We start from the raw sequence: 20,795 nt of genomic DNA, 5'->3' as shown, positions 1-20,795 counted from the left end.
TGTCGGTGTGTCCCACCACGTCCTCGTCCTCAGCGGTCCCAACCTGGCTGCCCTGGGCAGCCGCGAGCCGGAGATCTACGGCACGCTCACCCTCGCCGCCATCGAGGCGCAGGTGGCCGACGAGGCCGCCTCCCTCGGGCTGGAGGTCTCCTGCCGACAGACCGACGACGAGGCGCAGCTGGTGGGGTGGTTGCACGAGGCGGCGGCGGCCGGGTGGGACGTGGTCCTGAACCCCGCCGCCTTCACGCACTACTCGTATGCGGTGGGGGACGCGTGCGCCCACCTCACCGGCACGGGGTCCCGGCTGATCGAGGTGCACCTGTCCAACCCTGCCTCCCGGGAGGCCTTCCGCCACACGTCCGTGGTCGCCCGCTCGGCCACCGGAACCATCGCCGGCTTCGGCGCCGGTTCCTACCTGCTGGCGCTGCGTGCCCTTGCGGCGCAGGACCGCTGAGGTCACCGCGGCATTACCGCCCACCGGGCCCCACCCGTTAAACTGACCGACGATCCCGAGCCCCCTACTGGTGCCCCTCCTGGGCGGACCCGTGCGCCGGGGCGGCACACGACATACGAAAGAGACGCCTGTGGCAACCACGAACGACCTGAAGAACGGCATGGTCCTGTCGATGGACCAGGGGCTCTGGCAGGTGCTGGAGTTCCAGCACGTCAAGCCCGGCAAGGGACCGGCCTTCGTCCGCACCAAGCTGAAGAACGTCACCTCCGGCAAGATCATCGACAAGACCTTCAACGCCGGCACCAAGGTCGAGACGGCCACTGTGGACCGCTCCGACATGGAGTACCTCTACAACGACGGCACCGACTACATCTTCATGGACAGCAAGACCTATGAGCAGATCCCGGTCTCTCCCGAGATCATGGGCAACGCCAAGGACTTCCTGCTGGAGAACGGTCAGGCGATGATCGCCCAGCACGAGGGCAGCGTCCTGTACGTCGAGCTGCCGCCGAGCGTCGTCATGGAGATCACCCACACCGACCCGGGCCTGCAGGGTGACCGCTCCACCGGCGGCACCAAGCCGGCGACGCTGGAGACCGGCGCGGAGATCCAGGTGCCGTTGTTCCTGGAGACCGGCACCAAGGTCAAGGTGGACACCCGCGACGGGTCCTACCTCGGCCGCGTGAACGACTGACTCGGTGGCCGCACGCACCAAGGCTCGCAAACGCGCCCTCGAGCTGCTGTTCGAGGCCGAGGCCAGGGAGCTCAATGTCGGGCAGCTGTTGGCTGACCGGGTCGCCGCCCCCACCACCCAGCACCCGCTGCCCGAGTACACCGTGACGCTCGTCGAGGGCGTCCTGGCCCGGTGGAGCGCGATCAACGAGGTCCTGGAGGCCTACAGCCAGGGCTGGCCGCTGGACCGCATGCCGGCCGTCGACCGGGCCGCCCTGCGCGTCGGGACCTGGGAGATCGTCTGGAACGACGAGGTCCCCGACCCGGTCGCGATCTCCGAGGCCGTCGAGCTGGTCACCGGCATGTCCACCGACGAGTCCCCGAAGTTCGTCAACGGCCTGCTCGCTCGCGTCTCCGACGTCAAAGCCACCCTGGCCTGACCTCCCCCGACCGAGCGCGTGGTCGCCTGGGTTGTGGCGTGACTGAGCGCGTGGTCGCCTGGGTTGTGGCGTGACTGAGCGCGTGGTCGCCTGGGTTGTGGCGTGACTGAGCGCGTGGTCGCCTGGGTTGTCTGCCGGTCCGCGGGAGGCTTCAGCCTGTTTCTCGGTGGGGGAGCGGCCGAGGTCGGAAGATGCGGCCGCCGATGCGCAACCATCCTCGGAACTCCCGGGGGTCGGACGTGTTCACCGCGTTCCAGATCCGTTGCACCACACGCTCGGGCTGTTGCTGAATCTCGCTGGTCGTCCATCGAACGCCCACCAGACCCAGCGCGACGAGCCGCTCATGGCGCTCCTCCTGCAGGGCGAGGACTCGGGCGACAGACTCTTCGGGAGTCAGGCCCAGCTCCTCGGTCAGCAGGTAGTACTTGGACGCGCCGTCAGCCTCCAGGAAGACTCCAGCCAGTAGGCCGTCGATCCGAGCAACGAAGTGGAATCCCTCGTCGAGGACTTCCACCTGTGGCTCAGCCAGCGGGATGCCGAGCTTATGGAGAGCTACGAACGAGAAGGACTCCAGCCACGACTCCCGCCTCGGATCATGGAACTCCAGGGCCGACCGTGCCCGCGGCCGACCGCGCCAGCGCACCTGGGTGTCCAGCACTGCCCGGACATCGTTCGTGCTGACCTTCCCCTCCCGCACAGCAGCGTCGAGGAGAGCCACAGAGTTGGGTGGTCGAGAGGTGCGGAGCACATCGGCCACCGTGCGGGCCAGCGTGGTGGTGCGCAGGCCGTCCAGCACCACGGTGTCGTTGGTGACCGAGTCGGCATGGTGCAGCTCGATGCCAGGCTTGCGCCGGGAGCACGCTGCGCGTTCCACCGAGGTGAGATGCACGTTCATGGCTGGATGCAGCCGGAGCTGGAGGCCGTGCAGAACCGCAGCGCTCTGGTGGCTGATGACATGGCCAGGGTGAAGGCCTTGGGCCTCCCGGCACCGCAGCAGGTGTTCTGCCCGCAGCACCTCCCACGGCTTCCCGTCCACCAGGGTGGCGGGGACTCGATAGACACCACGCCCGACACGGTCCAGCGCGCCCATCGCCACAGATCGGTCGACGGCGTATGCGGACACGCCAGTTGAGAGGGCGGACGTCCTGTTAAAGACCGTGCCCAGGGACCGCAACTCAGGAGGCAGGTGCATTCCGACAGGGTGGAGGAGATCCACCCTGGAGCGCCGAAGTTATCCACACCCTGTTCCTCACGACGAGGCGAGTCGGGAGGCAGACCCGGGCACTCTGCATACAGCCTGCATGGGGGGAAGTAGGCAGGCACACGTCCCACCGTCGGCGTCCGAATGAGGTCAGGACGGCTGAGGCTGCAGACCCAGCCGTTCAGCGCGAGCTGGTGGCCCCGGTCGGGGCTGTGGCGTCCCGGTGCGCCCGGTGGCGCGGATCCCCGGGCGACGGTGCGCCCGGTGGCGCGGATCCTCGGGCGACGGTGCGCCCGGTGGCGCGGATCCTCGGGCGACCGTGCGCTCGGTCGGGGGAAAACGCGAGCCCCGGTGCGCTCGGTCGGGGGAAAACGCGAGCCCCTGTGCGCTCGATCGGGGGGTGGTGCGCGTACAGTGGGCGCCACCACACCAGTTACAACGACGTCCTTTAACCACCGTCCTGTGAGGCGGGGAAGGAGTGGGCTATGAGCCCTGCCCGCGACCGCGACCCTGAGGGGTCAACCGATGAGACCGGCGGACGGGTGGTGCTGGCCCAGGCCGAGATCTCCCGCGCGCTGCGCCGGATCGCCCACGAGATCCTCGAGGGCAACAAGGGGTCTGAGGACCTCGTCCTGATGGGGATCCCGACCCGTGGCGTGCCGCTGGCCCGGCGACTGTCCGACGCCCTTCACGACGTCGAGGGCGTCGAGATCCCGGTCGGGACCCTTGACATCACGATGTATCGGGACGACCTCCGCAGCCAGCCCACGCGCCCGATGGAACGCAGCCAGGTGCCCGAGGGCGGGGTCGACGGCAAGGTCGTGGTCCTCGTGGACGACGTGCTCTACTCCGGCCGCACCGTCCGTGCCGCCCTCGACAGCCTCGCCGACCTGGGCCGCCCGCGTGCCGTCCGGCTGGCCGTGCTGGTCGACCGGGGGCACCGGGAGCTGCCGGTCCGCGCCGACTACGTCGGAAAGAACCTCCCGACCGCCCATGCCGAGCGCGTCTCGGTGCGACTGTCCGACACCGATGGCACCGACCAGGTCGTCATCTCCGGACCGGCCACGGCGGAGGAGCGCGCATGAAGCACCTGCTCTCCATCGCCGACCTGTCCCGCGACGAGATCAACGAGATCCTGGACACCGCGGTGAGCATGCACGAGGTGCAGCACCGCGACGTCAAGAAGCTCCCGACGCTGCGCGGGCGCACCATCATCAACTTCTTCTTCGAGGACTCCACCCGCACCCGCAGCTCCTTCGAGCTGGCCGGCAAGTGGCTGTCCGCGGACACCATCAACCTCACCGGCAAGGGCACCTCGGTCTCCAAGGGCGAGTCGCTCCGTGACACGGTGCAGACCATCGATGCCATGGGGGTGGACATGATGGTTATCCGCCACATGGCCTCCGGTGCCCCGGCCCAGATCGCTCAGTGGACCAACTGCTCCATCGTCAACGCCGGCGACGGCACCCACGAGCACCCCAGCCAGGCCCTGCTCGACGCCTACACGATGCGCCAGCGGCTCGGCGACCTCGAGGGCAAGCACATCGCCCTGGTCGGCGACCTCACCCACTCGCGGGTCTTCCGCTCCAACGTGCTGTGCCTGACGACCCTCGGTGCGAAGGTCACCCTGGTCGCACCCGCCACCCTGATGCCCGCCGGGATCGCAGACTGGTCCCGGGCCGACGGCATCGAGCTCTCGCACGACCTGGATGCCGTCCTGCCGACCGTGGACGCGGTCATGATGCTGCGGGTCCAGCGGGAGCGGATGTCCGGCGGGTTCTTCCCCACCGCCAGGGAGTATGCCGTCACGTACGGCCTCACCAAGCCTCGCCTGAGCCTCCTCCCGGACCACGCGGTGATCTGTCACCCCGGGCCGATGAACCGCGGCCTGGAGATCTCGGGGGACGCGGCTGACGCAGCGCAGTCGCTGGTCCTGGACCAGGTCTCGGCCGGCGTGGCCGTCCGGATGTCGATCCTCTATCACCTGCTCTCCGGGGACCGGACCAGCGAAGGGAGCGCCGCATGAGCGCCAGTCAGCACGATGCCCGTCCCACGAACACCTCCCCGTTGCTCATCACCGGGGCCGACCTCGCCGGTGCCGGTGCCGGCGACCTGCTGATCGTCGACGGCCGGATCGCGGCGGTCGGCACCGACGCCGCCACCGAGGCTCCCGAGCGCACGCAGCGCTACCACGGCGAGGGCCTGATCGCGCTGCCCGGTCTGGTCGACCTGCACACCCATCTGCGGGAGCCGGGCCGCGAGGACGCCGAGACCATCGAGACGGGGTCGCAGGCCGCGGCCGCAGGCGGTTACACCGCTGTGCTCGCGATGGCCAACACCACCCCGGTCACCGACACCGCGGAGAGCGCTGAGCGGATCTGGGACCTGGGCCAGCGCGCCGGCTATGTCGACGTGCACCCGGTCGGGGCCGTCACCAAGGGGCTGGCCGGCGAGGAACTCGCCGAGCTCGGCCTGATGGCCCGCTCCCGGGCCCGGGTGCGGGTCTTCTCCGACGACGGCAAGTGCGTCCACGACGCCCGTGTGATGCGCCGGGCGCTGGAGTACATCAGGTCCTTCAACGGCGTGATCTCCCAGCACTCCCAGGACCCGACGCTGGCCGGGGCCACCGCCTGCTGCCACGAGGGTGAACTCTCCGGTCGCCTCGGCCTGCCCGGCTGGCCCGGTGTCGCCGAGGAGTCGATCGTGGCTCGCGACGTCATGCTGGCCCGGCACACCGGATCCCGGGTCCATGTCGCGCATGTCTCCACCGCCGGCAGTGTCGAGGTGCTGCGCTGGGCCAAGGCCCAGGGCATCGACGTCACGGCCGAGGTGACGCCACACCACCTGCTGCTGACCACGGACCTGCTCGGCGGCTACGACCCGGTGTACAAGGTCAACCCGCCGCTGCGCCCGCAGGAGGACGTCGAGGCACTCCGGGAGGCACTGGCCGACGGCACGATTGACATCGTGGCCACCGACCACGCCCCGCACGTGCGCCAGGACAAGGAACACGCCTTCGTCGACGCCGCCTTCGGCATGCTCGGGCTGGAGACCGCACTGTCGGTCGTCAGCACCGTCATGGTCACCGAGGGGCGCATGACCTGGGCCGACGTGGCTCGCACCATGTCGACCGCACCAGCACAGATCGCACAACTCACTCACCAGGGACAAGGACTCACCGTGGGCGCCCCCGCCAACATCACCCTCATCGACCCCGACCGCACGGTCGTCGTGGACGCGGCCAACTCCAGGTCGCTCTCGCGCAACAACCCGTGGCACGGCCGCGAGCTCACCGGCGGGGTGCACCTGACGATGCTGCGAGGCCGCGTCACCGCCCGTGAGGGCCTCGTGTGGGGTGCAGAGGCGTGAGCGCCCCGTCACCGGCGGTGCTGGTGCTGGAGGACGGTCGCGTCTTTGAGGGAGAGTCCTACGGTGCGGTCGGGGAGACCGTCGGCGAGGCGGTCTTCTCGACCGGCATGACCGGCTACCAGGAGACCTTCACCGACCCCAGCTATCACCGCCAGGTCGTGGTGATGACGGCGCCGCACATCGGCAACACCGGCGTCAACACCCAGGACATGGAGAGCCGGCGCATCTGGGTCGCCGGCCTGGTGGTCCGGGACCCGGCGATCCGTCCGTCCAACTGGCGCTCGCAGGGTGACCTGCAGACCGCGTTGGCCGAGCACGGCGTGGTCGGGATCTCCGGCGTGGACACCCGGGCGCTGACCCGGCACATCCGGGACCGCGGGGCCATGCGGGCCGGCATCTTCTCCGGGCAGGTGGCGCTGGAGTCCGTCCAGTCGCTGCTGGCCCGGGTCCACGCTGCTCCGCAGATGGCAGGCTCGGCCCTGGCCGGGGAGGTCACGACCCAGCAGGAGTATGTCGTGGAGCCGGTGGGCGAGCACCGGCTCACCGTCGCGGCACTTGACCTGGGCATCAAGGGAACCACCCCTGCCCTCATGGCCGAGCGTGGCATCCGCGTGCACGTCCTGCCGGCTGCCACCAGCTTTGACCGGGTGCGTGAGCTCGCCCCCGACGGCGTCTTCTTCTCCAACGGCCCCGGCGACCCGGCGACCGCCGACGGGGAGATCGACCTGCTGCGGCAGGTCCTGGACGCCCGGATCCCGTTCTTCGGCATCTGCTTCGGCAACCAGCTGCTCGGGCGGGCCCTGGGCCTGGACACCTACAAGCTGCCGTTCGGGCACCGCGGCCTGAACCAGCCGGTGCTGGACCGGGCGACCGGCAAGGTCGAGGTGACCACGCACAACCACGGCTTTGCCATCGCCTGGCCCGGCGGGGACACCACCCAGCCCGTCGACACGGCATACGGCCAGGCCCGGGTCTCGCACGTGGCCCTCAACGACAACGTGGTGGAGGGACTGACCTGCACCGACATCCCTGCCTTCTCGGTGCAGTACCACCCGGAGGCGGCCGCAGGTCCGCACGACGCGAGCTATCTGTTCGACCGGTTCGTGGAGACCATGACGCAGGCGCCACATGACCCGCCGCGAGATGCCGGCACCGAGGGGAAGGGAGACCAGGATGCCTAGGAACGAGTCCATCAAGAGTGTCCTGGTGATCGGGTCCGGCCCGATCGTCATCGGGCAGGCGGCCGAGTTCGACTACTCCGGCACCCAGGCCTGCCGCGTCCTGCGCGAGGAGGGCGTGCGCGTCATCCTGGTCAACTCCAACCCGGCCACGATCATGACCGACCCGGACGTGGCCGACGCCACCTACGTCGAGCCGATCACACCGGAGATCGTGGAGACCATCATCGCCAAGGAGCGTCCGGACGCGGTGCTGGCGACGCTGGGCGGGCAGACGGCCCTCAACACGGCTATCGCACTGCACGAGTCGGGCGTGCTGGAGCGCTACAGCTGCCCGCTGATCGGCGCGAACGTGGAGGCGATCCAGCTCGGCGAGGACCGGCAGGCCTTCAAGGGGGTCGTCGAGCGGTGTGGCGCCGAGAGCGCGCGCTCGATCATCGCCCACAGCATGCAGGAGTGCCTGGCGGCTGCGGAGGAGCTCGGCTACCCGATGGTCGTGCGGCCCTCGTTCACGATGGGCGGGCTGGGGTCCGGCTTCGCCTACGACGAGGAGTCGCTGCGCCAGATCGCCGGGGCCGGCCTGCAGGACAGCCCGACCACCGAGGTGCTCCTGGAGGAGTCCATCATCGGCTGGAAGGAGTATGAGCTGGAGGTGATGCGCGACCATGCCGACAACGTCGTGGTCGTCTGCTCGATCGAGAACCTGGACCCGATGGGCGTGCACACCGGTGACTCCATCACCGTCGCGCCCGCGATGACCCTGACCGACCGGGAGTATCAGCGGCTCCGCGACATCGGCATCGCCGTCATCCGCGAGGTCGGCGTGGACACCGGTGGCTGCAACATCCAGTTCGCGGTCAACCCGCAGGACGGGCGGATCATCGTCATCGAGATGAACCCGCGGGTCTCGCGTTCCTCGGCCCTGGCCTCCAAGGCCACCGGGTTCCCGATCGCCAAGATCGCCGCCCGGATGGCGCTGGGCTACACCCTGGACGAGGTGCCCAACGACATCACGTCGGTCGGCGTGTCCGGTCCTGCCGAGAGTGGCTCGCAAGCCACTCGGGAGGCGGATCCCGCCGCGCGGTTCTACTCGGCCGCCTTCGAGCCGGCTCTGGACTACGTGGTCGTGAAGGTGCCACGGTTTGCCTTCGAGAAGTTCCCTGCGGCCGACCCCACCCTGACCACCACGATGAAGTCGGTGGGTGAGGCGATGTCCATCGGTCGCAACTTCTCCGAGGCGCTGCAGAAGGCGCTGCGCTCGGTGGAGCACAAGGGGTCCTCCTTCCACTGGCGGGCCGACGAGGCACCAACGCAGGAGATGGCCCGGGCCCTGATCACCGAGGCGTCGACCCCCACGGACGGTCGGCTCGTCCTGGTGCAGCAGGCACTCCGCGGCGGCGTCAGCGTGGAGGAGGCCCACGAGGCCACCGGCATCGACCCCTGGTTCCTGGACCAGATCGCCCTGATCAACCAGATCGCCGAGGAGCTGGCCGAGTCGGGAGCGGGTCCGATGGGCCGCGCCACACCTCAGTTGCTGCGCCGGGCCAAGCGGCACGGCTTCTCCGACGCCCAGATCGCCGAGATCGTCGGCCAGCCGGAGGCCGTGGTCCGCGGCGTGCGACAGGCGCTGGGGGTGCGCCCGGTCTACAAGACGGTGGACACCTGCGCCGGTGAGTTCGTGGCCACCACGCCCTACCACTACAGCAGTTATGACGCGGAGACCGAGGTGTCGCCCCGGGACAACCCGGCGGTGATCATCCTCGGGTCGGGCCCCAACCGGATCGGGCAGGGCATCGAGTTCGACTACTCCTGCGTGCACGCCTCGCTGGTGCTGCGCGAGCGGGGTTTCGACACCGTCATGGTCAACTGCAACCCGGAGACGGTCTCGACCGACTACGACACGTCCAGCCGGCTGTACTTCGAGCCGCTGACCCTGGAGGACGTCCTGGAGGTGGTGCACGCCGAGCGCGAGGCCGGTCCGGTGGCCGGTGTGATCGTGCAGCTGGGCGGTCAGACCCCGCTGGGCCTCGCGGCCGCGCTCAAGGCCGAGGGCGTGCCGATCGTCGGCACCTCACCGGAGGCGATCGACCTCGCCGAGGACCGCGGGGCCTTCGGCCGGGTGCTGCAGGAGACCGGCCTGATCGCGCCGCGGCACGGGACCGCCTACTCCGCGACCGAGGCACTGGAGGTGGCCCGCGAGATCGGCTACCCGGTGCTGGTCCGGCCCTCCTACGTGCTCGGCGGCCGAGGCATGGAGATCGTCTATGACGACGCGTCCCTGACGACCTATGTCAGCCGGGCCACGACGGCCGCGCCGGAGCACCCGGTGCTGGTCGACCGGTTCCTGGACGAGGCCATCGAGATCGATGTCGATGCTCTCTATGACGGGCGGGACCTGTATCTGGGCGGCATCATGGAGCACATCGAGGAGGCGGGGATCCACTCCGGGGACTCCGCGTGCGTGCTGCCGCCGGTGACCCTCGGTCGCGAGGAGATGACCCGGGTCCGGGAGGCCACCCACAAGCTCGCTGAGGCGATCGGGGTGCGCGGTCTGCTCAACGTGCAGTTCGCCCTGGCCCAGGACGTGCTCTATGTGCTGGAAGCCAACCCGCGGGCCAGCCGCACCGTGCCCTTCGTCGCCAAGGCCACCGGGGTCCAGCTCGCCCGCGCTGCGGCCCTGGTCATGTTGGGATCCACCATCGCGGAGCTGCGAGAGGACGGCACACTGCCTCCGCACCGGGACGGCGGAGCGCTGCCCGACCACGCGCCGGTCTCGGTCAAGGAGGCGATCCTGCCCTTCCGGCGGTTCCGCACCCAGACCGGGCAGGCCGTCGACTCCATCCTCGGTCCGGAGATGCGCTCCACCGGAGAGGTGATGGGGATCGCCGACGACTACGGCACGGCCTTCGCCAAGAGCCAGCTTCGCGCGGGCTCGGCCCTGCCCCAGTCCGGCACCATCTTCGTGTCAGTGTCCAACCGGGACAAGCGCTCGATGATCTTCCCGGTCAAGCGACTCACGGACCTCGGGTTCACGGTCGTGGCGACAGCGGGCACGGCTGATGTGCTGCGCCGCAACGGGATCCCCGCCACGGTCGTGCGCAAGCACAGCCAGGGGCCGGGGCCTGACGGGGAGCCGACGATCGTGGACATGATCGCCGGAGGGGAGATCGACATGGTCATCAACACCCCGTCGGGACAGGGCGCCCGGGCCGACGGCTATGCCATCCGCGCGGCCACCACCGGGCTCGACCGACCGATCATCACCACGGTCCAGCAGCTGGGCGCGGCAGTGCTGGGCATCGAGGCTGCCGGCGCCGGTCCGATGGCGGTGGCCTCGCTCCAGGAGCACGCCGCCCATCTCGACCTGTTCGGCCAGCCACCGGTGGCGGCGCCGCAGGCATGACCGCTCCGCAGCTGCGTCGCCGGGCCGGGGAGGTGGTCGCCAACCGGCCGCTCGGCAGTTATCGCCAGCTGTCGATCGTGCTGCCCCCTCTGGCGACGCCGGCGCGGCCCGGTCAGTTCGTGCTGGCGCCGCCGGACACGACCGATCGAGTGCTGCCCCGAGCGTGGTGGATCGCGGGGGAACGCACCGAGGCCGGGTTCGGCAGCACGATCGACGTGGTCCTGCCGGAGGGCGACCCGCACTCTGCGGCGCTGCCGCAGGCCGGGGACCGGATCGATCTCACCGGACCGCTCGGCCGGGGCTTCGGGGCTGCCCACGACAGCGGTCACGGCCGTCGTGGTGACCGAGGGAGCCGCGGCCGCTACCGCGCGCTGGCTCTGTGAGCGGCTCCGCGCCGTCGGCTGCTCGGCGCACCTGCTGTCGGTCGCTCGCGACCCCGAGCAGCATGTCGACCTGGTGCGCGCCCGGCGCAGCGCCGACGGTGTGGTGCTGGTGGAGCCACCGGGAGTGCCGGACGCCCTGACCGGGCTGGCCCAGTCCACGACCGCGGCGGTGCTGTATGCCGTGGGTCCGGTCTCGCTGTCGGCCACCGTCGCGCAGGTCGCCGGCCAGGTCGGGGCGGTGAGCCAGGTGTCCGGTCTCCCACTGGACGACACGGCCGCGGTGTGCGGGCACGGGCTGTGCGGTGCCTGTGACCTGCCCCTGGCAGGGCGGCGCGAGTCCTGGGTCCGGGCGTGCTCCGACGGCCCGGTCCTGCGCGGGGACCTGGTGGACTGGGGGCGAGCCGGGTGACGTTTCGCCTCCCGCTCGTCACCGCGGCGGCCGGCTGCGGCGGCACGGGGCGTGAGCTGGCCCGCTTCGGCGACCTCGCGACCCTGGACGCGGTGCTGCTGGGACCGGTCGGGCTCCCGGGCGGCGCAGCACCGCGCGCGAGCCTGAGTGCCAGTCCCTCGGGGCTCGTGCACCGGCCTGCGCCGGTCCTGCCGGTGGACCGCGTCACCGAGGACCTGTTGCCCTGGTTCCGGGCGCGTGGCCTGCGCGTCATCTGTGCCGTCCGGGGGAGCACGACCGGGGCGGTCAGTGACACCTTGCAGCGCTTGCGGCGATCCCTCGACTTCGGCTGCGTGGTTGGCGTGGAGATCGACCTGGCGGCAGCCCGGGAGGAGACCCGACCGGCGATCGGTGGGCTGCTGGGCTCCGGCCCGGCCGAGCCGTGGTCGGCGGACCCGCAGGCCTGCCTCAAGCTCCTGTCCGTCGCTCGGGAGCAGCTGCCGCGTGACCTCCTGCTGCAGGCCAAGCTGGGCGGTGAGTGCCCTGACCCGGTGGCGACCGCCCGGGCCGCGGTCGGTGGCGGCGCCCGTGCCCTGGTGCTCAGCGGTGCCGTGCCCGCCGTGGGCCCCCAGCAGCACCTGGTCGGACCGGCCATCGGGCCGGTCACCCTCGGCCTCGTCACCGCCCTCCGGACCGCCATGGCGGCAGGCCGAGTGCCTCCGGTGCCCCTGGCGGCCGTGGGTGGAGTCCACGACGGGCCGACCTCGCTGGCCGCCCGCCGTGCCGGAGCGGACGGCGTCCAGGTGGGTTGCGGCATACTCACAGACCCGGAGGCCCTCTGGCGGGTGCACGAGGCGCTAGCCGCTGCTGACCCGGTGACCCCCACCACCCGTCCCGACGAGCAAGGAGCTCACCGTGCCCAGTGACACACCACGCTTCGGCGCCCGCCTGGTGGCCGCCATGGAGGCCCGCGGACCGCTCTGCGTCGGCATCGACCCGCACCCCGAGCTGCTCGCGCAGTGGGGCCTGCCGGACACCGCCGACGGGGTGGCACGCTTCACCGACACGGTTCTGCAGGCCGTCGGGGGCGAGGTCGCCGCGGTCAAACCACAGTCCGCGTTCTTCGAGCGGCACGGCTCGGCCGGCATCGCCGTGCTGGAGCGACTGCTGGCCGAGCTGCGCAGCACCAGCACGCTGAGCGTGCTGGACGTCAAGCGCGGTGACATCGGGTCCACCATGCGGGCCTACGCACAGGCCTACCTGGAGGACGGCGCGCCCCTGGCCGCAGACGCGATCACGGTCACTCCCTACCTCGGGACCGGGGCCCTCGCCCCGGCCGTCGAGCTGGCTCACGCCACGGGCCGCGGGCTCTTCGTCCTGGCCCTGACCTCCAACCCCGAGGCCGCGCCCCTGCAGCACGCGGGGGAGCCGTCGGTGGCCCGGGCCGTGGTCACCGAGGTGGCCCGGCTCAACGCCGGTGTCGACCCGGTCGGAGACGTGGGGCTGGTGGTGGGTGCGACGGTTGGGGAGACACCACAGCGTCTGGGGATCGACCTGGCCGCCTCCGGTGCCGTGGTGCTCGCGCCCGGCGTGGGCGCCCAGGGGGCCGGGCCCGAGGACCTGGTCCGGACCTTTGCCGGGCTGGAGCGACGCGTGCTGGTGCCCGTCAGTCGGGGTATCCTCTCCGTCGGTCCGTCCCCAGAGCGGATCCGGTCGGCAGCCGCTAGGTTGACTGCCGAGCTGGTGCCGAGCTTGTGGAGCTGACCCGAGGTTGGCAGGCTGTTCCCATGCCGCTAGGTTCGGTGGGGAGGGCACCACGCACACCCGCTGGCGACCCGCCGGCTGGGTGCGCACCGGAGACGGGGCAGGATGGCGCAGCGCAGCGCGGTCGGCAGCGTGACCGAGCAGTTGCAGGCCTGCTGGAGTGTGACCGAGCAGTCGGGCAGGACCTGTGGGACAAGACCAAGTGAATGACCAGTTGTTGGATCTAGTTGTATGACACTGTCGAAGACCAAAGAAGGAGCAACCGTGGCACTACCCCAGCTGACACCTGAGCAGCGAGCCGACGCACTCGCCAAGGCAGCCGTCGCGCGTCGTGAGCGCGCCGCGGTCAAGAACCGGCTGAAGAACGCTCAGGGGTCTCTGTCCGACGTCCTGGCCGAGGGCAAGGAGAGCGACATCGTGGGCAAGATGAAGGTGTCGGCGCTCCTGGAGTCGATGCCGGGCGTGGGGCGGGTCCGCGCCCGTCAGATCATGGAGACGGTGGGGATCTCTGAGAGCCGGCGCGTGCGGGGTCTGGGCGCCAACCAGACCCGCGACCTGCTTGCCTACTTCGACCAGGGCTGATCACCCCTTGACCAGCGCCCCGGAGGGTGCGGGGCACCCGCCGGACGGGGAGCGCCCGAGTAGCCGCCCACGTCTCGTCGTCCTGGCCGGCCCGACCGCGGTCGGGAAGGGGACCGTCGCCGCCTATGTGCGCCGACACCACCCCTCCGTCTGGTTGTCGGTCTCGATGACCACTCGCGAGCCGCGGCCCGGAGAGGTCGACGGGGTGCACTATCACTTCGTCGATGACCAGGAGTTCGAGCGGTTGCGCGAGGCGGGCGAGTTCCTGGAGTGGGCCGTGGTCCACGGTCGCGCCAAGTACGGCACGCCGCGCGGTCCGGTGGAACGCGCCCTGAGCCAGGGCAGTCCTGCGCTGCTGGAGATCGACCTGGCGGGGGCGCGGCAGGTGCGCGAGGCCATGCGCGATGCCTTCTTCGTCTTCCTGACGCCACCCTCCTGGGAGGATCTGGTGGACCGGCTGATCGGCCGGGGCACCGAGACCGAGGCCGAACAGCAGACCAGACTGCAGACCGCGCGCACCGAACTGGCGGCTGCTTCCGAGTTCGACGCCCAGATCGTGAACGACGACGTTTCACGTGCGGGCGAGGAACTCGTATCATTGATGTTTGACCCCCGCAGCACCGGCGTCGACGCGACCCATCCGGTCGAGGTCGACGAGCCCGGGCTGCGCACCGAGACGACGAGGACACACCTGACGTGATTGGGACAATCGCCCACCCCGACGGCATCACCAACCCGCCCATCGACGACCTGCTGCAGCGCGCGGACTCCAAGTACGCGCTGGTGATCTACGCCGCCAAGCGTGCACGCCAGATCAACGCCTACTACTCACAGCTGTCCGAGGGCCTGCTGGAGTACGTCGGGCCGCTCGTCGAGTCGGAGATGACCGACAAGCCGCTGTCGACCGCGCTGCACGAGATCAACCAGGGAAAGCTGCACACGACCAGCCCCGAGGGCTGAGGGGCGGGCTGGGACGGCAGGTCGGCACGGCGGGCTGTCCCAGCGGCCTGGTAGCTTGCGCTGACCGCCGCCGATACCTGCAGCAGGGAGACTGATCCGGATGAGAGTCGTGCTGGGCGTCAGCGGTGGCATCGCGGCCTACAAGGCAGCCCTGCTGCTGCGCCTGTTCACCGAGGCGGGTCACGCGGTGACCGTGGTGCCCACCGACGCCGCACTCCGCTTCGTCGGGGAGCCGACCTGGGCCGCCCTGTCTGGCCGCCCGGTGGCCACGGACGTGTGGTCGGCGGTGCACGAGGTGCCGCACGTGCGGCTGGGGCAGGAGGCCGACCTCGTCGTTGTCGCACCTGCCACCGCGGACCTCCTGGCCCGGGCCGCCCACGGCCAGGCCGACGACCTACTGACCAACACCCTGCTGACCGCCCGCTGCCCGGTCCTCCTGGCCCCGGCCATGCACACCGAGATGTGGTCCCACCCGGCGACCACCGCCAACGTCGCGCTGCTGCGCGAGCGCGGGGTCAGCGTCCTCGACCCGGCCGCCGGCCGGCTCACGGGGGCCGACACGGGTCCCGGGCGGCTCCCGGACCCCGAGGAGATCTTCGCCGCGGCGCTGGCCCTGGTGCCGGACGCGGAGGGCCAGCACACGGCATACGACGGGGGGACGCCGGCCGAGCACGGTGCCCAGGCGCTCCGGGGGCGTCACGTCGTGGTGAGCGCCGGAGGGACCCGCGAGCCACTGGACCCCGTGCGTTTCCTGGGCAACCGGTCCTCGGGCAAGCAGGGCTATGCCCTCGCCCAGGTGGCTGCCTCGCGGGGTGCCCGCGTCACCCTGGTCTCTGCCAACTCCGACCTGCCGGTGCCCCCCGGTGTCGACGTGGTCGAGGTCGAGACGGCGCTGGAGCTGCAGGAGGCGGTCCTCGCGGCCCGTGCCGACGCCGCCGAGGTGATCGTGATGGCCGCCGCGGTGGCCGACTTCCGTCCCCGCGACTACCTCGACGCCAAAATCAAGAAGTCCCACGCTCCGGGCCAGGAGGACTCCGCGCCGACGATCGAGCTGGTGCGCAACCCCGACATCCTCGCCGGTCTCGTCGCTGATCGCGGCGCGGACCAGGTCCCGCTCATCGTCGGGTTCGCCGCAGAGACGGGTGACGAGTCGGGTGACGTGCTCTCCCACGCCCGGGACAAGCTGACGCGCAAGGGCTGCGACCTGTTGGTGGCCAACGAGGTCGGCCGGGACGTGACCTTCGGCAAGGACGACACCCTGGTGCACCTGCTGCGCCCCGACACCGACGCGGCACGCACCGTGGGTCCGGCCAGCAAGAACCTCGTCGCGGGTGCGGTCTGGGACGAGGTGGCGGACCTGCTGCACCTCCGTTCTGCTGTCCCTGCCGACGGATAGACTGCAGCACCGCCGGGCCGTCATCCCGGCACCGAGATCCAGCCAGCAGCCGCCGTCGAGCTCAGGAGCCTGTCCGTGCCACGTCTTTTTACCTCCGAGTCCGTCACCGAGGGTCACCCCGACAAGATCTGTGACCAGATCAGCGACGGCATCCTGGACGAGTTGCTGCGCCAGGACAGCGCCTCCCGCGTGGCGGTCGAGACGATGGTGACGACCGGGCTGGTCCACGTGGCCGGCGAGGTGCGCACGTCGGGCTATGCCGATATCCCGACCATCGTGCGCGAGACGATCCTGGCCATCGGCTATGACAACTCGCACAAGGGTTTCGACGGGCGCACCTGTGGGGTCGAGGTCTCCATCGGCGGGCAGTCGGTGGACATCGCTCAAGGGGTGGACTCGGCCTACGAGCAGCGCGAGAACGACTCGGCCGACCAGTACGACCTGTTGGGTGCCGGCGACCAGGGGCTGATGTTCGGCTATGCCTGCAACGACACCCCGGAGCTCATGCCGGTTCCGATCTGGCTGGCGCACCGCCTGGCCGAGGAGCTCACCGCCGTCCGCAAGACCGGCGAGCTGGACTACCTGCGGCCGGACGGCAAGACCCAGGTCACCATCGAGTACGACGGCGACCGTGCGGTGCGCCTGGACACGATCGTGCTGTCCACGCAGCACGCCGAGGGCATCGAGCTGCGTGACCAGCTGGAGCCGGACATCCGTGCCCGGGTGATCGAGCCGGTGCTGGAGCGGGCCCGGGACAACGGGCTGCAGCTGGACACCGACAACCACCGGCTCCTGATCAACCCGACCGGCAAGTTCGTCATCGGCGGGCCGATGGGCGACGCCGGGCTGACCGGGCGCAAGATCATCGTCGACACCTACGGCGGGATGGCCCGGCACGGGGGCGGCGCCTTCTCCGGCAAGGACCCGTCGAAGGTGGACCGCTCGGCGGCCTACGCCCTGCGGTGGGTCGCCAAGAATGTCGTGGCCGCCGGGCTCGCGGGCCGGTGCGAGATCCAGGTGGCCTATGCCATCGGCACCGCCACCCCGGTGGGGCTGTATGTCGAGACCTTCGGCACCGAGACCCAGCCGGTCGAGCGCATCCAGGACGCGATCACGAAGGTCTTTGACCTGCGTCCCGCCGCGATCGTCGAGGAGCTGGACCTGCTGCGTCCCATCTACCAGGCCACGGCAGCCTACGGTCACTTCGGCCGGACGGAGGCTGCCGGGCTCGAGCGTCCCTTCACCTGGGAGGCGACCAACCGGATCGAGGACCTCCGGGCCGCCGTCTGAGCAGCCGCCCGATGGTCGACGACAGCGCTGACCAGCCGACGCTGGCCGGCTTGTCCGTGCCACCGCCCCGGGCCTCCCGCGCGCAGGTCCCCGACGATGCGGTGGCTGTGACCGACCCGGTGGCCGAGGTGGTGGTGGACAGCCACCTGGCGCACCTGGACCGACCCTTTGAGTATGCCGTGCCGCCAGCCCTCAGTGAGGTCGCCAGAGCGGGGGTGCGGGTGCGCGTCCGGTTCGCCGGGAGGGTCGTCGACGGCTATCTCCTCGCGCGCAAGGCGGAGGCGGACCACGTCGGCCGTCTCGCCCCGCTCCTCAAAGTCGTGTCCGAGGAGGTCGTCCTGACACCCGAGATCGCCATCCTGTGCCGGGAACTGGCCGACCACTACGCCGGGACGATGGCCGACGTGGTGCGCCTGGCCATTCCGCCCCGCCATGCCAGGGCGGAGAAGTCGCTGCCGATGGGGGTCGGCCCCGTCGCCCCCGCCGGCGCGGGCGCTGTCGATCCGGGCCCTGTCGATCCGGGTACTAGCGATCCGGGCCCTGCCGATCGTGGGAGCAGTGGGCGGGACAGTGATGAGCGGGGGGAGTCGACGGGGTGGCGGGCCTACCCGGCCGGTCCCGCCCTGCTGCGCCGGCTCGCTGCGGGACAGGCCCCGCGGGCGGCGTGGACGGCAGCGCCGGACGCCGGTGCCGCCGATGGGTGGCCGCACACCCTGGCCGCGGCAGTGGGGGCGGTGCACGGAGCAGGCCGCGGCAGCATCATCGTGCTGCCCGACCACCGCGACATCGACCGCGTGGCGGCGGCGCTGGACACGGTGGTGGGTCCGGAGAGCTATGTCCGGCTGCATGCGGACCTCGGGCCGGAGCAGCGCTACACCGCCTGGCTCCGCGTGCTCCGGGATCAGGTTCGGGTCGTGATCGGCTCACGGTCGGCGGCCTTCGCGCCCGTGCACCACCTGGGCCTGGTGGCCTGGTGGGATGACGGTGACGACAACCTGCAGGAGCCGCGGGCGCCCTACCCGCACGTGCGCGAGGTGCTGCGACGACGTGCGGGCCTGGCGGGAGCCGGCCTGCTCGTCGGCGGCTACGGTCGCACGCCCGAGATCCAGCACTGGATCCAGCGGGGGGACCTGCCCGACCTGCGCCCGGCACCGCCGGTCCTGGCCGCCACCGTCCCCAGGGTCACGGTGGCGGGGGAGGGACACCAGGGGGCGAGGGACGCGGCCGCGGCCTCGGCCCGACTGCCCAGCGTCGCCTGGCGTGCGGTCAAGGACGGCTTGCAGTCCGGCCCGGTGCTGGTGCAGGTGCCCCGCCGCGGCTATCTGGTGAGCCTGAGCTGTGAGGAGTGCCGCACGCCGTTGCGGTGCGCCAACTGCTCGGGGCCGTTGCGGGTGCCTGCGGCTGGGAACGCGTCTCAGTGTGGGTGGTGCGGGCAGCCTGATGATGGTCATCCGTGTCGGGAGTGCGGCGGCACCAGGCGTCGTTCCCGCGTCGTGGGGGAGGAACGGACGGCCGAGGAGGTCGGTCGAGCCTTTCCCGGCTCCCAGGTCGTGGTGTCCCGGGCAGGGCGAGTCGTCCCGACGGTGCCCGACCACTCCAGCGTGGTCGTGGCCACTCCCGGTGCCGAGCCGGTGGCCGAGGGTGGTTATGCGGCGACGTTGCTGCTGGACGGCTGGGCGGTGCTCGACCGCGGGGGCCTGGACGCCGGTGTCGAGGCCCTCCGCCGCTGGATGGCCGCGGCCGCCCTGACCCGACCCGGGGCGCCCGTGGTGCTCGCTGGGGTCCCGCCGCATGCGGGTCAGCGGCCCGTCGAGGCTCTGGTGCGCTGGGACCCGGTGTGGCTGGCCACCCGGGAGCTCGAGGACCGGGCTGAGTTGGGACTTCCTCCGGTGCGGCGCACGGCGGTTCTCACCGGCGACTCGGCGGCTGTGGTCCGAGCCGCAGACGGGCTGCGTGAGGAGGCCGGATCCGCCGGTGTCGAGGTGCTCGGGCCCCTCACCCTCACCGGCGGCCGAGCGGACGAGGACCGCGCACGACTGGTGGTCCGGACCGCCACCCGGGCGGCATCCGATGGGGTCGCTCTGCCGCGCCTGCTGCAGGCGCTGCGTGCGGCCAGGAGCCTGCGCAAGGAGGCCGGGGACCTCGAGGTCCGACTGGACGTCCAGGACCTGGACCTCTAGCTCGACCAGCACACCCACGCCCATGGTTCACACGGCCCCCGCAGCGTTGCGTATCAACTCGATAACGATCGGGTCACCTTGCGGCGACTTGTGTTGGTATTGACGCGAGTGAGTGCATACCTTGGCTCACGCACACCCCCGGCGCGTTGCAGGTCTGTCGGGTGCCGGCCATGGGGGCCGGGCACCTGCCTGTGGCAGTGTCCGCTCAATAGGAGGAACATTGAAGATCAGGCGCACAACCATGGCGATTGTGGCCGCGGGAGCCCTGGTGCTGTCCGCTTGCACGTCCGGCACCGATGACGAAGACCCGACGACTGACGACACCGCAGCAGAGGAGACCGACTCGGACGACGAGGACGACTCCGCTGCCCCTGGGGAGGACGACAGCGAGGCGACCTCTGATGGCGAGGAGGACGGCGAGGCGGCCTCTGGTGACAGTGCCAAGCCCGACCTGGGCGACATCACCACCACGCAGGACAACATCTACTTCTCGGTCGGCGCCGACGAGTGGGCCGGGCTGAACGCCAACACCACGGAGACCAACTCGGTCTACAACGCGGTGGTCTCCAGCCGTCTGGGTTCCAGCTTCTGGTACTACGGCACCGATGGCACGATCTACCCGGACACCGACTTCGGTTCCTATGAGGTCACCAGCGAGGACCCGCTGACGGTTGAGTACACGATCTCGGATGAGGCTGTCTGGGAGGACGGCACGCCGATCACGTACAACGACTTCCTGTTCGACTGGGCCTCCAACAACCCGCCGTCGATCTATGGTGAGCCCCCGGCCGCGGATGACCCGGCCGCCGAGGACTACGTGCCGGCGTTCAACTCGGTCGCCAGCGACTGGGGCATCTATGTGCCTGATGGTCCGGAGGGTGAGCTGGACGGTAAGACGTTCACGCTGACCTACCCCGAGCCCTACCCGGACTATGAGCTGATGGTCGGCGGTGCGCTGCCGGCGCACGTTGCTGCCGAGCAGAGCGGGATGACCTCCGAGGAGCTCGTCACCGCCATCGAGGAGGGTGACGTCGACGCGATCGCGCCGGCCGCGGAGTTCTGGAACACCGGGTGGCTGTCGCCGGAGAAGACGCTGCCGGACCCCTCGATCGCGCTGTCCAGCGGCCCGTACAGC

19 protein-coding genes and 1 pseudogene are annotated in these 20,795 nt (G+C 70.8%); 19 read left to right on the top strand and 1 reads right to left on the bottom strand.

From position 1 onward, the window contains the following. The first annotated feature begins 7 nt into the window (after nucleotides 1-7). From DPQ65_RS12300 to nusB, 3 genes are all read left to right on the top strand, one after another. Nucleotides 8-454: a type II 3-dehydroquinate dehydratase gene (locus tag DPQ65_RS12300; protein ID WP_114907653.1), complete on the top strand. Its 447-nt coding sequence runs from the start codon at nucleotides 8-10 to the stop codon at nucleotides 452-454. Between the two features lie 130 nt (nucleotides 455-584). Further along, nucleotides 585-1,148 (top strand): elongation factor P, encoded by a 564-nt coding sequence (gene efp, locus DPQ65_RS12295; RefSeq protein WP_114907652.1) that lies wholly within the window; start codon nucleotides 585-587, stop codon nucleotides 1,146-1,148. A gap of 4 nt (nucleotides 1,149-1,152) precedes the next feature. Then, on the top strand, nucleotides 1,153-1,566 hold the full coding sequence (gene nusB, locus DPQ65_RS12290) for a transcription antitermination factor NusB (RefSeq protein ID WP_114907651.1): 414 nt from the start codon (nucleotides 1,153-1,155) through the stop codon (nucleotides 1,564-1,566). Between the two features lie 151 nt (nucleotides 1,567-1,717). Here nusB and DPQ65_RS12285 read toward each other — a convergent pair whose 3' ends face one another. Next, the gene (locus DPQ65_RS12285; protein WP_420330094.1) at nucleotides 1,718-2,758 is read right to left on the bottom strand and encodes a type IV toxin-antitoxin system AbiEi family antitoxin domain-containing protein; all 1,041 of its coding nucleotides are present in this window, start codon (nucleotides 2,756-2,758) and stop codon (nucleotides 1,718-1,720) included. A 494-nt stretch (nucleotides 2,759-3,252) separates the two neighbouring features. Between DPQ65_RS12285 and pyrR the strand changes: the two genes are divergently transcribed. The 16 genes and pseudogenes from pyrR to DPQ65_RS12205 all read left to right on the top strand — a co-directional run. Next, nucleotides 3,253-3,852, top strand: coding sequence for a bifunctional pyr operon transcriptional regulator/uracil phosphoribosyltransferase PyrR (pyrR, locus tag DPQ65_RS12280; RefSeq protein ID WP_114907649.1), 600 nt, complete (start codon nucleotides 3,253-3,255; stop codon nucleotides 3,850-3,852). Further along, the gene (locus tag DPQ65_RS12275) at nucleotides 3,849-4,793 is read left to right on the top strand and encodes an aspartate carbamoyltransferase catalytic subunit (protein WP_114907648.1); all 945 of its coding nucleotides are present in this window, start codon (nucleotides 3,849-3,851) and stop codon (nucleotides 4,791-4,793) included. The genes pyrR and DPQ65_RS12275 overlap by 4 nt, the downstream gene beginning before the upstream one ends. Continuing rightward, the gene (locus DPQ65_RS12270; RefSeq protein WP_114907647.1) at nucleotides 4,790-6,136 is read left to right on the top strand and encodes a dihydroorotase; all 1,347 of its coding nucleotides are present in this window, start codon (nucleotides 4,790-4,792) and stop codon (nucleotides 6,134-6,136) included. The genes DPQ65_RS12275 and DPQ65_RS12270 overlap by 4 nt, the downstream gene beginning before the upstream one ends. Beyond that, complete coding sequence (gene carA / locus DPQ65_RS12265; RefSeq protein ID WP_114907646.1) at nucleotides 6,133-7,317, top strand: glutamine-hydrolyzing carbamoyl-phosphate synthase small subunit; 1,185 nt, start codon at nucleotides 6,133-6,135, stop codon at nucleotides 7,315-7,317. The genes DPQ65_RS12270 and carA overlap by 4 nt, the downstream gene beginning before the upstream one ends. Continuing rightward, the gene (gene carB, locus DPQ65_RS12260) at nucleotides 7,310-10,717 is read left to right on the top strand and encodes a carbamoyl-phosphate synthase large subunit (protein ID WP_114907645.1); all 3,408 of its coding nucleotides are present in this window, start codon (nucleotides 7,310-7,312) and stop codon (nucleotides 10,715-10,717) included. The genes carA and carB overlap by 8 nt, the downstream gene beginning before the upstream one ends. Beyond that, nucleotides 10,714-11,100 carry a ferredoxin reductase domain-containing protein gene (locus DPQ65_RS12255; RefSeq protein ID WP_114907644.1) on the top strand — a complete coding sequence of 129 codons (387 nt, stop codon included), beginning with the start codon at nucleotides 10,714-10,716 and terminating at the stop codon, nucleotides 11,098-11,100. The genes carB and DPQ65_RS12255 overlap by 4 nt, the downstream gene beginning before the upstream one ends. Then, nucleotides 11,057-11,509, top strand: coding sequence for an iron-sulfur cluster-binding protein (locus tag DPQ65_RS12250; protein ID WP_162802195.1), 453 nt, complete (start codon nucleotides 11,057-11,059; stop codon nucleotides 11,507-11,509). Before DPQ65_RS12255 ends, DPQ65_RS12250 begins: the two co-directional genes overlap by 44 nt. Further along, nucleotides 11,506-12,414, top strand: coding sequence for a beta/alpha barrel domain-containing protein (locus DPQ65_RS12245; RefSeq protein ID WP_114907642.1), 909 nt, complete (start codon nucleotides 11,506-11,508; stop codon nucleotides 12,412-12,414). Before DPQ65_RS12250 ends, DPQ65_RS12245 begins: the two co-directional genes overlap by 4 nt. Next, nucleotides 12,404-13,252 (top strand): orotidine-5'-phosphate decarboxylase, encoded by an 849-nt coding sequence (gene pyrF, locus DPQ65_RS12240; RefSeq protein ID WP_272947651.1) that lies wholly within the window; start codon nucleotides 12,404-12,406, stop codon nucleotides 13,250-13,252. Before DPQ65_RS12245 ends, pyrF begins: the two co-directional genes overlap by 11 nt. Before the next feature lie 264 nt (nucleotides 13,253-13,516). After that, nucleotides 13,517-13,834 (top strand): integration host factor, actinobacterial type, encoded by a 318-nt coding sequence (gene mihF / locus DPQ65_RS12235; protein WP_114907641.1) that lies wholly within the window; start codon nucleotides 13,517-13,519, stop codon nucleotides 13,832-13,834. A gap of 7 nt (nucleotides 13,835-13,841) precedes the next feature. Continuing rightward, nucleotides 13,842-14,534, top strand: a complete 693-nt coding sequence (gmk, locus tag DPQ65_RS12230; protein WP_114907640.1) for a guanylate kinase — start codon at nucleotides 13,842-13,844, stop codon at nucleotides 14,532-14,534. Next, nucleotides 14,531-14,794 (top strand): DNA-directed RNA polymerase subunit omega, encoded by a 264-nt coding sequence (gene rpoZ / locus DPQ65_RS12225; RefSeq protein WP_114907639.1) that lies wholly within the window; start codon nucleotides 14,531-14,533, stop codon nucleotides 14,792-14,794. Before gmk ends, rpoZ begins: the two co-directional genes overlap by 4 nt. Nucleotides 14,795-14,894: 100 nt before the next feature. Beyond that, on the top strand, nucleotides 14,895-16,190 hold the full coding sequence (gene coaBC, locus DPQ65_RS12220) for a bifunctional phosphopantothenoylcysteine decarboxylase/phosphopantothenate--cysteine ligase CoaBC (RefSeq protein ID WP_114907638.1): 1,296 nt from the start codon (nucleotides 14,895-14,897) through the stop codon (nucleotides 16,188-16,190). Between the two features lie 75 nt (nucleotides 16,191-16,265). Further along, a complete protein-coding gene (gene metK, locus DPQ65_RS12215; RefSeq protein ID WP_114907637.1) occupies nucleotides 16,266-17,480 on the top strand; it encodes a methionine adenosyltransferase in 1,215 nt (404 codons plus the stop codon). An 11-nt stretch (nucleotides 17,481-17,491) separates the two neighbouring features. Further along, nucleotides 17,492-19,660, top strand: coding sequence for a primosomal protein N' family DNA-binding protein (locus DPQ65_RS12210; protein WP_114907636.1), 2,169 nt, complete (start codon nucleotides 17,492-17,494; stop codon nucleotides 19,658-19,660). A 241-nt stretch (nucleotides 19,661-19,901) separates the two neighbouring features. Next, nucleotides 19,902-20,795: pseudogene (locus DPQ65_RS12205) on the top strand (ABC transporter family substrate-binding protein); the annotation flags it as partial.

The sequence above is a fragment of the Ornithinimicrobium murale genome, from assembly GCF_003352835.1.
Classification (GTDB): domain Bacteria; phylum Actinomycetota; class Actinomycetes; order Actinomycetales; family Dermatophilaceae; genus Ornithinicoccus; species Ornithinicoccus muralis.
Note: the sequence above shows the minus strand (reverse complement) of the source record. Positions and strands in the feature narration are given on the sequence as shown.

Coding starts and splice junctions, on each gene's coding strand:
- DPQ65_RS12255 (WP_114907644.1), top strand. CDS start 10,714: ATGACCGCTCCGCAGCTGCGTCGCCGGGCCGGGGAGGTGGTCGCCAAC.
- DPQ65_RS12285 (WP_420330094.1), bottom strand. CDS start 2,758: ATGCACCTGCCTCCTGAGTTGCGGTCCCTGGGCACGGTCTTTAACAGG.
- pyrR (WP_114907649.1), top strand. CDS start 3,253: ATGAGCCCTGCCCGCGACCGCGACCCTGAGGGGTCAACCGATGAGACC.
- DPQ65_RS12275 (WP_114907648.1), top strand. CDS start 3,849: ATGAAGCACCTGCTCTCCATCGCCGACCTGTCCCGCGACGAGATCAAC.
- carB (WP_114907645.1), top strand. CDS start 7,310: ATGCCTAGGAACGAGTCCATCAAGAGTGTCCTGGTGATCGGGTCCGGC.
- coaBC (WP_114907638.1), top strand. CDS start 14,895: ATGAGAGTCGTGCTGGGCGTCAGCGGTGGCATCGCGGCCTACAAGGCA.
- DPQ65_RS12210 (WP_114907636.1), top strand. CDS start 17,492: ATGGTCGACGACAGCGCTGACCAGCCGACGCTGGCCGGCTTGTCCGTG.
- DPQ65_RS12270 (WP_114907647.1), top strand. CDS start 4,790: ATGAGCGCCAGTCAGCACGATGCCCGTCCCACGAACACCTCCCCGTTG.